The following is a 14,883-nucleotide window of genomic DNA, read 5'->3' on the forward strand; positions in this document are numbered from 1 at the left end:
ATGTCGGAAAAGTCTCAACGGATACTGTCCCAGGCACTGGCCGAACGGCTGACGCAGCGCGCGCTGCCGGGCGAACTCGACGATTTCGGCGCCGCCGAACAGGGCGAGGCTGCCGCCTTCCTGATCGCGACGGGCCTGTCGCGCGCGCCGGGCACGCCCGCGATGGCGCTGGACCAGCTGCCGGAAACGGGCGGGCGCCGGCGGATGCGGCTGGCCATCGTCAACGACGACATGCCGTTCCTGGTCGATTCGATCGCCGCCGCCATCGGCGAGCGCGACATCGCGATCGACCGCATCATCCACCCCGTCGTGCGGGTGACGCGCGACGCGGGAGGCGTGCTGAGCGCGATCGGCGATGCCGGCGGCACGACCGAGTCGATGATCTACATCGAGCTGGAGCGCGTGGACGCGCGCGACCGGCGCGAGCTGACCGACGAGATCGCCAAGGTGCTGGCCGACGTGCGCGCCGCGGTGCGCGACTGGCGCGCGATGCAGGCGCAGCTGGCGTCGGACGCGGGGATGCTGGACGACACCGGCGGCGACGCGGAGGGAGCGAGCCTGCTGCGCTGGTTCCTCGACCGGCATTTCACGCTGCTGGGTCACGAGCGCTGGCACGCCGACGGGCGGCAGGAGGCCGCGCCGCTGGGCATCGCGGGGAACGCGCACGACGTGCCGATCCTGGCCGAGCGGTCGCGCCAGCTGGCGGTGGATTATTTCCAGTCGGGCGGCCCGGCACCGCTGCTACTGAAGTCCAGCCTGATCTCCCCCGTCCACCGCCGCGTGCCGCTGGACCTGGTCGTCGCGCCGCTCGCCACCGCGGGCAGGGTGACGGGGCTGTCGATCCATTCCGGCCTGTGGACCTCCGCCGCGCTCAACGCGCCGCCGCGCAGCGTGCCGCGGCTGCGCCAGCGGCTGGCCGAGTTCGAGGCGAAGTTCGGCTTCGATCCGACGAGCCACACGGGCAAGGCGCTGACCCACGCGCTCGCCTCGCTGCCGCACGATCTGGTCACGGGCGTATCGGCGGAGGCGCTGGAGGAACTGGCGCTGACGGCGATGAGCCTGGCCGACCGGCCGCGGCCCAAGCTGGTGCTGGTGCCCTCGCCGCTCGGGCGACACCTGTTCGCGTTCGTGTGGCTGCCGCGCGACGACGTGACCACCGCGCGACGCGTGGCGATCGGCGACATGCTGGCGAAGGCGGCGAACGCGCGGCTGCTCAACTGGTCGATCAGCCTGGAGGACGGCGTGGTGGCGATGCTGCGCTACACGCTGGACCTGCGCGACGGCGGCACGCTGCCCGACGTCGGCCCGCTCGACACGCGGCTGGCACGGATGGTGCGCGGCTGGGTGCCCGAGGTGGAAGGCGCGCTGGCGGAGCGGATCGCGCCGGCGCGCGCGGCGCGGCTGGCGCTGCGCTGGGCCGCGGCCTTCCCGCCCAATTACCGCAACGTGTCCACCGCGGCGGAGGCGGCGGAGGACATCGTGCGCCTGTCCGCGCTGGAGACCGCGGCGGACCGGCAGGTCCACCTGTACCCGACCGTGGCAGGCGAAGACCACCGGCTGAAGATCTACAAGCTGGACGGCGCGTTGGCGCTGTCGGACGCGGTGCCGGTGCTGGAAAATTTCGGTTTCCGTGTGATCGGCGAGCTGCCGACGCGGCTGAAGGAGGCGGAGAACGCCTTCGTCCACGATTTCGTCGTGGAGGCCGCCGACGCCGCGTTCGACCATCAGCCCGAGGTGCTGGAACAGGCGATCGCCGACGCGCTGCGCGGCGTGGGCGAGAACGACGCCTTCAACAGCCTGATCGTGGACGCCGGGCTGACCCCGCAGGCGGTGGTGCTGTTCCGCGCCTGGTTCCGCTACCTGCGGCAGGCGGGGCTGACGTACGGCATGACCACCGTGGTCGATGCGCTGCGCCGTGCGCCGGACCTCGCGCGCGCGCTGGTGACGCGCTTCGGCGAGGCGCACGACCCGTCCGCCAGCCGCGACTGCGCGGACACCGACGCCGCGATCGAAGCGGGGCTGGACCAGGTGACGGCGATCGACGACGACCGCATCCTGCGCGCGTTCCACGCGCTGATCGGCGCGACGCTGCGCACCAACGCCTATACCCCCGCCGCCAACGAGGCGCTGGCGTTCAAGCTGGACAGCGCCAAGATCCCGGGCCTGCCCAAGCCGCTGCCGTGGCGCGAGGTGTGGGTGTATTCGCCGCGCGTGGAGGGCATCCACCTGCGCGCGGGCCCGGTTGCGCGCGGAGGCCTGCGCTGGTCCGACCGGCGCGACGATTTCCGCACCGAGATCCTGGGCCTGATGAAGGCGCAGCGGGTGAAGAACGCCGTGATCGTGCCGACCGGCGCGAAGGGCGGCTTCTACGCCAAGCAGCTGCCCAGCCCGTCGAACCGCGACGCCTGGCTGGCGGAGGGGACGGAGGCGTATCGCATCTTCATCCGCACCCTGCTGTCGATCACCGACAACATCGTCGGCGGCAAGGTGGTGCATCCCGCCGACGTCGTGGTCCACGACGGCGAGGACCCGTATTTCGTCGTCGCCGCCGACAAGGGCACGGCGACGTTCAGCGACGTCGCCAACGCGATTGCGCTGGAGCGCGACTTCTGGCTGGGCGACGCCTTCGCCAGCGGCGGCAGCCAGGGCTACGACCACAAGGCAATGGGCATCACCGCCAAGGGCGCGTGGGTGTCCGTGCAGCGCCACTTCGCGGAGCGTGGGCTGGACGTGCAGACGCAGCCGATCCGCGTCGTCGGGTGCGGGGACATGTCGGGCGACGTGTTCGGCAACGGGATGCTGCTGTCGACGCAGATCAAGCTGGTCGCCGCGTTCGACCATCGCCACATCTTCCTCGACCCCGCGCCCGATCCGGCGGCGAGCTTCGCCGAGCGCGAGCGGCTGTTCGCGCTGCCGCGGTCGAGCTGGCTCGACTACGACCGGGCGCTGATCTCGCCGGGCGGCGGCGTGTTCGCGCGCGACGCCAAGTCGATCGCGCTGTCGCCCGAGATCCGCGCCGCGCTGGACATCCAGGCCGAGACGATCGAGCCCGCCGCGCTGATCTCCGCGATCCTGAAGGCGCCGGTGGACCTCATCTGGTTCGGCGGCATCGGCACCTACGTGAAGGCCGCGGCGGAGAACAATGCGACGGTCGGCGATCCCGCCAACGACCGCCTGCGCGTCGACGCGGAGGAGCTGCGCGCGATCGCGATCGGCGAGGGCGCGAACCTGGGCGTGACCCAGGCGGCGCGCATCGCCTTTGCCGCGCGCGGCGGGCGCATCAACACCGATTTCATCGACAATTCGGCCGGCGTGGACTGTTCGGACAACGAGGTGAACATCAAGATCGCGCTGAACCGCGAGATGATGGAGGGCCGGCTGTCGTTCGAGGATCGCAACGCGCTGCTCGGTTCGATGACCGACGACGTCGCGCACCTGGTGCTGGAGGACAACCGGCTGCAGACGCTGTCGCTGTCGATCGCCGAGCAGGACGGGGCGAAGGCGCTGCCGAGCTACGTCCGCGCGATCGAGATCTTCGAGAGCGCGGGGCGGCTCGACCGGCGGGTGGAGGGGCTGGGTTCCAACGTCGACCTGCTGCGCCGCGCGACGGAAGGGCGCGGGCTGACCCGGCCCGAGCTGGCGGTGCTGCTGGCGACCGCGAAGCTCGCGCTCCAGGACGAGATCGAGCGCGCGGGCCTGGGCGACGATCCCGTGCTGGAGCACGACCTGCACGCCGCTTTCCCCCCGGCGATGCAGGACCGGTTCGGCAAGGCGATCGACCAGCATCGCCTGCGCGGGCAGATCGTCGCGACGAAGCTGGCGAACCGCATCGTCAACCGCATCGGCATCCTCCATCCGTTCGAGCTGGCGGAGGAGGAAGGCGCGGCGCTGGGCGACATCGCGGCGATGTTCGTCGTCACCGAGCGGCAATTCGCGCTGGATGCGCTGTGGCGCGAGATCGAGACGACCGCGATGCCGGAGAGCGGGCGGCTGGCGCTGTTCGACGAGGTGGCGGTGGCGGTACGCGCGCAGATCGCGGACCTGCTGCGCGTCACCGCGCCAGGCGACCGCCCGTCGGCGGTGCTGAAGCGGCTGGGCAAGGGCATCGCGCATCTCGAGGGCGCGGCGGGCGAGCTGCTGCTGGAGGAGGCGCGCGCGCAGAGCAAGCGCATCGCCGGCACGCTGGAGGCGGTGGGCGCGCCGCCCGCTCTGGCGGCGAAGGTGGTGCGATTGTTCGAGCTGGACGGTGCGGTCGGCCTCGCCGACCTCGGCGAGCGCTCCCGCGTCGACGAGACCAAGCTGACGCGCGCCTTCACCCGGCTGGGCCAGGCGTTGGGGCTCGACTGGGCACAGGCCAATGCCGCACGGATCGCGCCGAGCGACCCGTGGGAGCGCCTGCTGATCGCGGGGCTGGCGCGCGACTTCCAGCAGTTGCGCTTCGACTTCCTGGCGAAGGGCGGGAAGGGCGATCCGGAGGCGCTGGTCGATCGCTGGCTGGCGGACAATGCGGCGCGCGTCGGGCAGTTCAAGGCGGTGGTCGACCGCGCCCGCAACGCCGCAGAGCCGAATGCGGCGATGCTGGCGCAGATCGCCAGCCAGGCACGGGTGCTGCTGGGGCGGTAGCGAACGCCGCCCTCACCCATCCGCGGCTTCGCCGCTCCCTCCCTCTCCCGGCGGGAGAGGGTAGGGGCCCATCGCCCAAGGCGATGGGAAGGGTGAGGGTGATCGGCGCTTAGAGACACGCCTCCAGATACGCGCTGTCGAAGCCGTACTGCTTGGCCTTGTCCAGCGTATAGGGGCGCAGGCCCATCGAGCGGTACTCGCCGATGATCTTGCCGTCGGCGCTCTCGTCGAGATACTCGAACTTGAACAGTTCCTGCGTGACGATGACGGGGCCTTCCATCCCGATCACCTCGGTCACGTTCGTCACGCGGCGACTGCCATCGCGCAGGCGCTTCACCTGGATGATCATGTCCACGCTGTCGGCGATCTGACGACTGATCGCTTCCTTGGGCACCTTGATGTCCGACATCATCACCATGTTCTCCATGCGCGCCAGCGCCTCGCGCGGCGAGTTGGAGTGGAGCGTGCACATCGAGCCGTCGTGGCCGGTGTTCATGGCGGCGAGCATGTCGAAACATTCGCTGCCGCGGATCTCGCCCAGGATGATGCGGTCCGGCCGCATGCGCAGCGCGTTCTTCACGAGGTCGCGGATGCTGATCTCGCCCTGTCCCTCAAGGTTGGCGGGCCGCGTTTCCAGCGGCAGCCAGTGCGGCTGCTGCAGGCGCAGCTCGGCCGCGTCCTCGATGGTCAGCACGCGCTCGCCCGGGTCGATCATCTTCGACAGCGCGTTCAGCATCGTCGTCTTGCCCGAGCCGGTGCCGCCGGAAATGACGATGTTGAAGCGGCTGGCCCCCGCCACCTTCAGCGCGGTCGCCATCTTCGGCGACATGCTGCCGAAGCCGACGTACATGTCGAGCGTGATCGGCTTCGCGGAGAACTTGCGGATCGAGATCGCCGTGCCCTTGAGGCTGAGCGGCGGCACGATGACGTTGACGCGGCTGCCGTCCTTCAGCCGGGCGTCGGCGAGCGGCGTCGTCTGGTCGACGCGGCGGCCGACCGAGTTGCAGATGCGCTGCGCGATCTGGAACAAATGCTCCTCGTCGCGGAAGGCGATCTGCGCCAGCTCCAGCCTGCCCTTCTTCTCGACGAAGGTCTGATCGGGACCGTTGACCATGATGTCGCTGATTTCCGGATCGGCGAGCAGCTCCTCGAGCGGGCCGAGGCCCAGCAGCTCGTCGACCAGCACCTTCTCCAGCGCGAACTGCTCGCGCCGGTTCAGCGTCAGCTTCAGCTCGGCCAGCACCTCGCCGATGATCGGGCGGAATTCCTCGGCCAGCTCGTCCTTGCCCAGCGTCGCGGCGGCCTCGGGATCGACGCGCTCGAGGAGGCGCGGCAGCACCTGCTCCTTGATCTTGTGGATCGACGCCTCGAACCCCTCGACCCGGCTGGAACCCGCGTCGCCGCTGGCGTTCTGCCGTTCGGTCAGGCGTGCCATGGCGTCGAGCTGCGCGGGCGGCGTCAGGTCGTCGCCGTCCAGCGCCAGCGCCAGCGCGTCGAGCGGCGGGAACTGCTCGCCCGCGGGCGCGGCGGGTTCGGGGCGGACGGTTCCCCCCTGCATCGGGCGCGCCACGCCGAACCCCGGGCGCGATCCCGTACCGCCGCCCATTCCGCCCCGTCGCCCGAACGCGCTCATTCCATCAATTCCTTACGTCTCGCGGCGAATAGCTACGGGCGAAGGCTTGAGAATTGCCTAACCATGATCGTTCCACCGCCTCCGACTGGCGCGGCGGCGTCATGCCGGTGCCGTCGGGGGAGAAAACGGGGATGCGCGGGTGGCGCGACGCAGCGGCCCGCCCGCAGGGGCGCTCCATCCCGATCCAGGGGAGAACCGCCCCGCCTTGTGCGATCCCGACGCCTCTGCGACAACGATCGAGGGGGCGAGCATCAAGGTCGGGGAAAGCAGTGGTCGCGGATCGCCTTCACTACATCGATCGATGCCGCGCCATGTTGATGCTGATGGGCATCCCGTATCACGCGGCCATGTTGTACTCGCCGGGCTGGGGGCCCGCGCAACATGTCACCTCCCGCTTCTGCGACGTCGTGAGCCAGGCGATCACGCAGTTCCGGATGCCGGCGTTCTTCCTGATCGCCGGGTATTTCGCGGCCATGCTGCTGTCGAGGAGGGATAGGGCGACGTGGTTCACGTCCCGCCTTCAGCGACTGGGGATACCGCTGATATCGGCTTCCCTGACGCTGATCCCGATCCAGTTGTTCATCTATGCGATCGGCAATGCCGGCAGCTTCGGCCAGGCCGTCGAATTGTTCCAGCGACGGATCGTCACGCCGTCTCCGGCCTGGATCAGTCATCTCTGGTTCCTCTACGATCTCATCATCTACTCGGCCATCGTCGCTGTCGCCTGGCCGATCGTGGCGCGGCTCGTCCGCGCCGATCAGCCGCGTGCCTGGGCGCGCTGGCCTTTCCTGACGATGCTCCTCGTCATCGTCGTCGTGGCGCTGCCGCTCTCGCTCTTCAATCCCCTTTTGGGAACGACTTTCTGGGGGTCGGTGGTGAACCGGCTGCTACGTCACAGCGTCTTCTTCGCGGTGGGCGCGGTGCTGTACCTCAGTCCCCCGTTCTTCGAGCGCTGGGTGACATGGCGCTGGCAGCGGGCGGTATCGGCCCTCGTCATCATCGCGGCGGCGACCGCGCTCGCCGTCAGCAGGGATCATTATCGCCCGGCCCTTCTCGCGAGTGCCGGCGCCGCGATCAGCGGCGCGTGGCTGGTGCTCGCAGCGATGAAGCGCTGGGGCGATGCGCCGAACAAGCAGGTGAAGCTGCTCGTCGACGCCTCGCTGACGATCTACCTTCTGCACCACCCCATCATCGTGGCGCTTGGTCTCGTCACCGCGAGAATTTCGCTTCCACCCGCCGTCGAGTGGGCGGCCGTCTCGGTCGCCACCGGTGCGCTGTCGTTCGGCGGATATCTGCTGCTCCGGCGCGTCCCGATCCTCTTCTTCTGCTTCAACGGTCAGCTGCCGCCGAGCCGATCCGGGCGACCCGCGACGCAGCGGATCGCCGCGAAGGTCTAGCGGCTGCCGGTATCCGGGCGGCGCGATTTCCACGGCCTGCCGGGTCGTGCCGCGCCGCTCGCCGCCGACCGACCCGGTTGCATCGCGGGAGGGCCGATGCTACGCGCCCGCCAACTCAGGCGAGGCGCGCTCCGGCGGCACCTGCTCGCCCGAGGCCCATTTTCGCGGCACGAGGAAAACGAATCGCGTGGATCACTCCAGCGGTAATCAGGGAAGCAGCATCCAGGCGTCGCTCGGCGGGCGCTACGCGACCGCGCTGTTCGAGCTGGCGGCGGATGCCAGGAGCATCGACCAGGTCGAGCAGAGCCTGACGGCGGTGCGCCGGGCGCTGGACGAATCGCGCGACTTCAAGGAGCTGACCACCTCGCCGCTGATCGCGCGGGGCGACGCCGCCAAGGCAGTGCTGGCCGCGGCCGATTCGCTGGGCGTCGACACCACGACGAAGAGCTTCCTCGGCGTTCTGGCGGAGAACCGCCGTCTGGCCGAACTGCCCGCCATCATCCGCGCGTTCCGCTTGCTGGCCGCACGCCACCGCGGCGAGACCACGGCCGAGGTCGTCAGCGCGCATCCGCTGAGCGAGGAGCAGGTGGGCGAGCTGAAGCAGCAGCTGCGCCAGCGTGTCGGCCGCGACGTCACCGTCGACCTTTCCGTCGACCCCGCGCTGCTGGGCGGCCTCGTCGTCCGCATCGGTTCGCAAATGATCGACAGCTCGATCCGTACCCGTTTGAATGCGCTGACCAGCGCGATGAAGGGCTAATTCCATGGACATCCGCGCCGCAGAAATCTCCAAGGTCATCAAGGACCAGATCGCCAACTTCGGTTCCGAGGCCCAGGTCAGCGAGACCGGCCAGGTGCTGTCGGTCGGCGACGGCATCGCGCGCATCTACGGCCTCGACAACGTCCAGGCGGGCGAGATGGTCGAGTTCGCCAACGGCGTGCAGGGCATGGCGCTGAACCTGGAAGCGGACAATGTCGGCGTCGTGATCTTCGGCTCCGACGCCGAGATCCGCGAGGGCGACACCGTCAAGCGCACGGGCACGATCGTGGACGTGCCGGTCGGCAAGGGCCTCTTGGGCCGCGTGGTCGATGGCCTGGGCAACCCGATCGACGGCAAGGGCCCGATCGTCAGCGACCAGCGCAGCCGCGTCGAGGTGAAGGCGCCGGGCATCATCCCGCGCAAGTCGGTGCACGAGCCGGTGCAGACCGGGCTGAAGGCGATCGACGCGCTGGTGCCGGTCGGCCGCGGGCAGCGCGAGCTCATCATCGGCGACCGCCAGACCGGCAAGTCGGCGATCGCGATCGACACCTTCATCAACCAGAAGTCGGTCAACGCGGGCAGCGACGAATCGAAGAAGCTGTACTGCGTCTACGTCGCCGTCGGGCAGAAGCGCTCGACCGTGGCGCAGCTGGTCCGCACGCTGGAAGAGAATGGCGCGATGGAATATTCCATCATCGTCGCCGCCACCGCGTCCGACCCCGCGCCGCTGCAGTTCCTGGCGCCCTACACCGGCACCGCGATGGGCGAGTATTTCCGCGACAACGGCATGCACGCCGTGATCGTGTTCGACGACCTGTCGAAGCAGGCGGTCGCCTATCGCCAGATGTCGCTGCTGCTGCGCCGTCCGCCGGGCCGCGAGGCGTATCCGGGCGACGTGTTCTACCTCCACTCGCGCCTGCTGGAGCGCGCGGCGAAGATGAACGACGCCAACGGCAACGGCTCGCTGACCGCGCTGCCGATCATCGAGACGCAGGCGGGCGACGTGTCGGCCTACATCCCCACCAACGTGATCTCGATCACCGACGGGCAGATCTTCCTGGAGACCGACCTGTTCTTCGCCGGCATCCGCCCGGCGATCAACGTCGGCCTGTCGGTCAGCCGCGTCGGCGGCGCCGCGCAGACCAAGGCGATGAAGAAGGTGTCCGGCTCGATCAAGCTGGAGCTGGCGCAGTATCGCGAGATGGCGGCGTTCGCGCAGTTCGGATCGGACCTCGACGCCTCGACGCAGCGCCTGCTGAACCGTGGCGCGCGCCTGACCGAGCTGCTGAAGCAGCCGCAGTTCAACCCGCTGCCCTTCGAGGAGCAGACGGTGTCGATCTTCGCCGGCACCAACGGCTATCTCGACAATGTCGCGGTGCAGGACGTGGTCCGCTACGAGGTTGCGATGCTGAGCTACATGCGCTCCGATCACGCCGACGTGCTGGCGTCGATCCGCGACAGCCGCGACTTCGGCGACGAGGTGAAGGGCAAGGTGAAGGCCGCGCTCGACAGCTTCGCGAAGACGTTCGCGTAAGGTCCCGTGCTCCTGCGAAGGCAGGAGCCCAGAGCCACAGGCGGCTCGTTGCGTAACCCTGGGCTCCTGCCTGCGCAGGAGCACGAGAAGGCAGAAGATGGCGTCTCTCAAGGCCCTCAAGGTCCGGATCAACTCGGTCAAGTCGACCCAGAAGATCACCAAGGCGATGAAGATGGTCGCCGCCGCCAAGCTGCGCCGCGCGCAGGAGGCGGCGGTGCAGGGGCGTCCCTATGCCGAGCGGCTGGAGGCGGTAATGGCCAGCCTCGCCAGCAAGGTGTCGGTGAGCGAGAGCAGCCCCAAGCTGCTGGCGGGCACGGGCAAGGACCAGGTCCACCTGCTGGTGGTCGCCACGTCCGAGCGGGGCCTGGCGGGCGCGTTCAACACGAACATCGTCCGCGCCGCGCGCAAGAAGGCCGAGGAGCTGGAGCGCCAGGGCAAGACCGTGCGCTTCTATCTGGCCGGCAAGAAGGGGCGCGTGCTGCGCCGCTTCTATCCCAACGGCATCGCGGCCGATCATGAGCTTGGCCAGCACAAGGTGCTCGGCTTCGACCAGGCGCGCGAGGTGGCCGACGACCTGATCCGCCGCTTCGAGGCGGGCGAGTTCGACGTCGCGCACCTGTTCTTCGCCAAGTTCCAGTCGGCGCTGGTGCAGGAGCCGGTCGGCATCCAAATCATCCCCGTGGCGGTGCCGCAGGGCGTCGAGACCGCCAACGATGGCGGCGCGGCGGTGACGTACGAGCCGGACGAGGAATCGATCCTTGCCGACCTGCTGCCGCGCAACGTCGCGATCCAGCTGTTCCGTGCCTTCCTGGAGAACGGCGCGTCGGAGCAGGGGAGCCGCATGAACGCGATGGACAACGCCACGCGCAACGCGGGCGACATGATCAATCGCCTGTCGATCCAGTACAACCGCACCCGCCAGGCCGCGATCACGACCGAGCTGGTCGAGATCATCTCCGGCGCCGAAGCGCTCTAAGTTTAGAAGCAGGAAGAACCGTCATGGCAACCGCCGCTGAAGACATCCGCCCGACGCAGAACACGGGCCAGACCAACTCCGTCGGCCGCATCAGCCAGGTCATCGGCGCGGTCGTCGACGTGTCGTTCGACAGCCACCTGCCGGCGATCCTGTCGGCCCTGGAGACGAGCAACAACGGCCAGCGCCTGGTGCTGGAAGTCGCGCAGCACCTGGGCGAGAACACCGTCCGCACCATCGCGATGGATTCGACCGAGGGCCTGACCCGCGGCCAGACCGTGACCGACACGGGCGCGCAGATCTCCGTGCCGGTCGGCCCGGCGACGCTGGGCCGCATCATGAACGTGGTCGGCGAGCCGATCGACGAGCGCGGCCCGGTGGGCACCGACGTGCGCGCGCCGATCCACGCATCCGCGCCGCTGTTCGTCGACCAGTCGACGGAAAGCGCGATCCTGGTCACGGGCATCAAGGTGATCGACCTGCTCGCGCCCTATGCCAAGGGCGGCAAGATCGGCCTGTTCGGCGGCGCCGGCGTGGGCAAGACCGTGCTGATCCAGGAGCTGATCAACAACATCGCCAAGGGGCACGGCGGCACCAGCGTGTTCGCGGGCGTGGGCGAGCGGACGCGCGAGGGCAACGACCTGTATCACGAGTTCCTCGACGCGGGCGTCATCGCCAAGGACGCGGACGGGAACCCGACCAGCGAGGGGTCCAAGGTGGCGCTCGTGTTCGGCCAGATGAACGAGCCGCCCGGCGCGCGTGCGCGCGTGGCGCTGTCGGGCCTGACGATCGCGGAATATTTCCGCGACCAGGAAGGACAGGACGTGCTGTTCTTCGTCGACAACATCTTCCGCTTTACCCAGGCGGGTGCGGAAGTGTCGGCGCTGCTGGGCCGCATCCCCTCGGCCGTGGGCTACCAGCCGACGCTGTCCACCGACATGGGCGCGTTGCAGGAGCGCATCACGTCGACGAACAAGGGCTCGATCACCTCGGTGCAGGCCGTGTACGTCCCCGCGGACGACCTGACCGATCCGGCGCCGGCGACGTCGTTCGCGCACCTCGACGCGACGACCGTGCTGAGCCGCGCGATTTCCGAGTTGGGCATCTACCCGGCGGTCGATCCGCTCGATTCGACCAGCCGCGTGCTGGAGCCGCGCACGGTGGGGCAGGAGCATTACGAGACCGCGCGCGCCGTGCAGTCCACGCTGCAGAAGTACAAGTCGCTGCAGGACATCATCGCGATCCTGGGCATGGACGAGCTGTCCGAAGAGGATAAGCTGACCGTCAGCCGCGCGCGCAAGATCCAGCGCTTCCTGTCGCAGCCGTTCCACGTCGCCGAGGTGTTCACGAACATCCCCGGCAAGTTCGTCCAGCTGGAGGATACCGTCCGCTCGTTCAAGGCGGTGGTGAACGGCGAGTACGACCACCTGCCCGAGGCCGCCTTCTACATGGTCGGCGGCATCGACGAGGTGGTCGCCAAGGCCGAGAAGCTGGCGCAGGAGGCGTAAGCTTCAGCTAGCCCTCTCCCCTACGGGGAGAGGGTTGGGTGAGGTGGCGCCGCGAGCGTTGCCCTCGGTGAGACCCCTACCCCTCACCCCAGCCCTCTCCCCGGAGGGGAGAGGGAGCCAAGGTTAAGACATGCTCCACTTCGAACTCGTCACGCCCGAACGCCTCGTCCGCAGCGAGGACGTGTACATGGTCACCGTGCCCGGCAGCGAGGGCGACTTCGCGGTGCTGGAAGGCCACGGGCCGCTGATGTCGACCATCCGCGATGGCGAGGTGCTGGTGCAGAAGAGCGCCAACACCGCACCCGAGGCGATCGCGATCCGCGGCGGGTTCGCCGAGGTGAACGCCAAGGGGCTGACCGTGCTGGCCGAACACGCCGGCTGACGGCGACCGCTCCGGTTCCGTACGGTCGACGACGCCGGCGTTCCCCCAGGGGGACGCCGGCGTCGTCGCGTCGGGCGTCGCGTTTTGCGGCTAGGCCGGAACCGGGGCCAGGCGTCGCCAGCCCGGTCCTTGCGCCGCGTCGGTGTCGCGGAGCGTGTCCGCGATGATCTGCGCCGATTCGACCAGCCGCGGGCCGGGGCGGTTGAAGTAATGATGTCCGTCGGCGACGAACACGCGGCCCTTCCGTACGGCGGACAACTGCCCCCAGTCCGCCCTGCCGGTGAGCGCTGCGAGGTCCGCCAGCGTCTGCGGAATCTGGAAGCCGCACGGCATCAGCACGATCACGTCGGGATCCGCGGCGACCAAAGCCTCCCACTCCAGCCAGGGCGAATGCTGCCCGGCAGTCGCGAACAGCGGCTCGCCGCCCGCCGCCTCGATCAGCTGCGGCACCCAATTGCCCGCCGCCATCAGCGGGTCGATCCACTCGATCGCCGCCACGGTGGGACGCGGGCGCCGTGGCGGGACGCCGGCGGACAGCGCCCGCATGCGGCGCCGCAGTTCCGCCACCGCCGCGTCCGCCGCGGGCCGAGCGCCCACCGCGTCGCCGACGCGCTGGAGATCGGACCACACGTCGTCCAGGTCGTCGGGCGCGAGCGAGACGAGGACCGGCGCGGTGCCGGTCCAGTCCGCCAGCGCCTGTTCCAGGTCGGCCGGCGTGACCGCGCACACCGCGCATTGCGCCTGCGTCAGGATCACGTCGGGACGGAGCGCGCGGAGCCGGTCGGTGTCGACCTCGTACACCGACAGGCCCTGGCGCACGATCTCCTGCACGCGATCGTCGATCTGGCGGGAAGTCAGCCCCTTCTCCAGCTTGGTCGCGGTCAGCACCGGCAGGTCGCGGACGAAGGGCGGGAAGTCGCACTCGTGCGACCGGCCGAACAGCTGCCCGCCCAGGCCCAGCGCCACCGCGATCTCGGTGGCGCTGGGCAGGAGCGAGACCACGCGCGGGAGCGCGGCCATCAGGCGAGCCGGAGCGCGGTGGCGCGGCCGAACACGCGCGGGGCCGCGCTGGCGAGGATCGCGTGGAGGGCCGCGAGCCCCACCAGCCAGCCGGCGTCGTTCGCGAGGATCTGCCCCACGATCGCGGGGGTGAAGGTGCCGGTGCCGCCCGCGACGATCGCGAGGGCGAACAGCAGGCCCTCGTAGGCGACGAACGCCGCCGCGAAGGCGAGCGCCAGCCGGGGCAGCGCGCGGCGCCCGCCGCACGCCACGCGACGGGCCACGACCTGCGCGGCGATCGCGGCGCCGCCGAGCGCCGCACCCCAGCCGATCGCGTGCGCGTCGACGGGATAGCCGAGCCAGCCGAACCCGAGCAGCTGGTTGGCCGACCACACGCCGAGCACGGCCGCCACCGCCTGCCCGCGCGGCATCGTCGCCGCGGCGATGGTCGCGATCGCGACGAAGGGCATCATGCACGCCGTCGCCAGCGTGCCCAGCACCGCCGCGCCGGCGAGCGCCAGCGGCCACGCGACCGGTGCCGCGCGATCTTCCATGTTCATGTGCAGATCCTTTTCAGATGCCGGCGCGAGATCCGGCGGAAGGGGGGAAGGCCGCGCTCGCGCAGCCGCGCGGCGACGGACGGACCGGTGGAGGGCAAGCAGGTCGTCACGCGCGCATCGTCCCGGCGTCGAGCGACCAGGCCGGGGCGTCCGCGCGAGCGGTCGGCGGCCGCCGGCGGCCGGACGCGGTGCGCCCGCCGGCTGCTGCCGATGCGGCCCCGGCCGCACGTTCGTCGCTCAGACGAAATCGGTTCCGCGCCCGGTCAGTCCCCTGGACCCGGCAAGAGCGACATGCGCCGGTCGGTCTCCTGGCTCGCGGGTCGCCGCCCGGCGTGCGCCTTCCCGGATCCGCGGCCCGGGCCGCCTCGTCCAGTGGCTGCGAACCGTCGCCGGTCCGCTTGCTCGCCGTGCTCGCCGCTCACAGTTGCAGGGTCAGCCGCAGCATTGCCCGATCGTTCGAGCGCACTGCATTCCCGTTACCGGCGCGATGTGTCGGTCCATTGGACCGACCACGCCG

10 protein-coding genes and 1 riboswitch are annotated in these 14,883 nt (G+C 69.9%); of the genes, 7 read left to right on the top strand and 3 right to left on the bottom strand.

Annotated features, from left to right (window positions below):
• The gene (locus HBH26_RS15385) at nucleotides 1–4,623 is read left to right on the top strand and encodes an NAD-glutamate dehydrogenase (RefSeq protein ID WP_168135519.1); all 4,623 of its coding nucleotides are present in this window, start codon (nucleotides 1–3) and stop codon (nucleotides 4,621–4,623) included.
• Nucleotides 4,624–4,732: 109 nt separating this feature from the next.
• On the opposite strand, the gene HBH26_RS15390 is transcribed toward HBH26_RS15385, so the two are convergent.
• On the bottom strand, nucleotides 4,733–6,256 hold the full coding sequence (locus tag HBH26_RS15390; protein WP_168135520.1) for a TadA family conjugal transfer-associated ATPase: 1,524 nt from the start codon (nucleotides 6,254–6,256) through the stop codon (nucleotides 4,733–4,735).
• Between the two features lie 131 nt (nucleotides 6,257–6,387).
• On the opposite strand from HBH26_RS15390, the gene HBH26_RS15395 reads away from it, so the two are divergent.
• From HBH26_RS15395 to HBH26_RS15420, 6 genes are all read left to right on the top strand, one after another.
• Complete coding sequence (locus HBH26_RS15395) at nucleotides 6,388–7,653, top strand: acyltransferase family protein (RefSeq protein WP_275402979.1); 1,266 nt, start codon at nucleotides 6,388–6,390, stop codon at nucleotides 7,651–7,653.
• Between the two features lie 187 nt (nucleotides 7,654–7,840).
• Nucleotides 7,841–8,410 (top strand): F0F1 ATP synthase subunit delta, encoded by a 570-nt coding sequence (locus HBH26_RS15400; RefSeq protein ID WP_338057419.1) that lies wholly within the window; start codon nucleotides 7,841–7,843, stop codon nucleotides 8,408–8,410.
• Nucleotides 8,411–8,414: 4 nt separating this feature from the next.
• Complete coding sequence (atpA, locus tag HBH26_RS15405) at nucleotides 8,415–9,944, top strand: F0F1 ATP synthase subunit alpha (RefSeq protein ID WP_168135522.1); 1,530 nt, start codon at nucleotides 8,415–8,417, stop codon at nucleotides 9,942–9,944.
• Between the two features lie 97 nt (nucleotides 9,945–10,041).
• On the top strand, nucleotides 10,042–10,920 hold the full coding sequence (locus HBH26_RS15410; protein WP_168135523.1) for a F0F1 ATP synthase subunit gamma: 879 nt from the start codon (nucleotides 10,042–10,044) through the stop codon (nucleotides 10,918–10,920).
• Nucleotides 10,921–10,943: 23 nt separating this feature from the next.
• On the top strand, nucleotides 10,944–12,425 hold the full coding sequence (atpD, locus tag HBH26_RS15415; RefSeq protein WP_168135524.1) for a F0F1 ATP synthase subunit beta: 1,482 nt from the start codon (nucleotides 10,944–10,946) through the stop codon (nucleotides 12,423–12,425).
• Nucleotides 12,426–12,555: 130 nt separating this feature from the next.
• The gene (locus tag HBH26_RS15420) at nucleotides 12,556–12,807 is read left to right on the top strand and encodes an ATP synthase F1 subunit epsilon (RefSeq protein ID WP_168135525.1); all 252 of its coding nucleotides are present in this window, start codon (nucleotides 12,556–12,558) and stop codon (nucleotides 12,805–12,807) included.
• A gap of 90 nt (nucleotides 12,808–12,897) precedes the next feature.
• Here HBH26_RS15420 and HBH26_RS15425 read toward each other — a convergent pair whose 3' ends face one another.
• Together HBH26_RS15425 and HBH26_RS15430 are read right to left on the bottom strand one after the other, a co-directional pair.
• Nucleotides 12,898–13,827: a cobalamin-binding protein gene (locus tag HBH26_RS15425; protein WP_168135526.1), complete on the bottom strand. Its 930-nt coding sequence runs from the start codon at nucleotides 13,825–13,827 to the stop codon at nucleotides 12,898–12,900.
• Nucleotides 13,827–14,366: a hypothetical protein gene (locus HBH26_RS15430; RefSeq protein WP_168135527.1), complete on the bottom strand. Its 540-nt coding sequence runs from the start codon at nucleotides 14,364–14,366 to the stop codon at nucleotides 13,827–13,829. Before HBH26_RS15430 ends, HBH26_RS15425 begins: the two co-directional genes overlap by 1 nt.
• 282 nt (nucleotides 14,367–14,648) lie before the next feature.
• Nucleotides 14,649–14,865: riboswitch (cobalamin riboswitch) on the bottom strand.
• Between the last annotated feature and the right edge of the window lie 18 nt (nucleotides 14,866–14,883).

It is taken from the genome of Sphingomonas corticis, from assembly GCF_012035195.1.
Taxonomy (GTDB): Bacteria; Pseudomonadota; Alphaproteobacteria; order Sphingomonadales; family Sphingomonadaceae; genus Sphingomonas; species Sphingomonas corticis.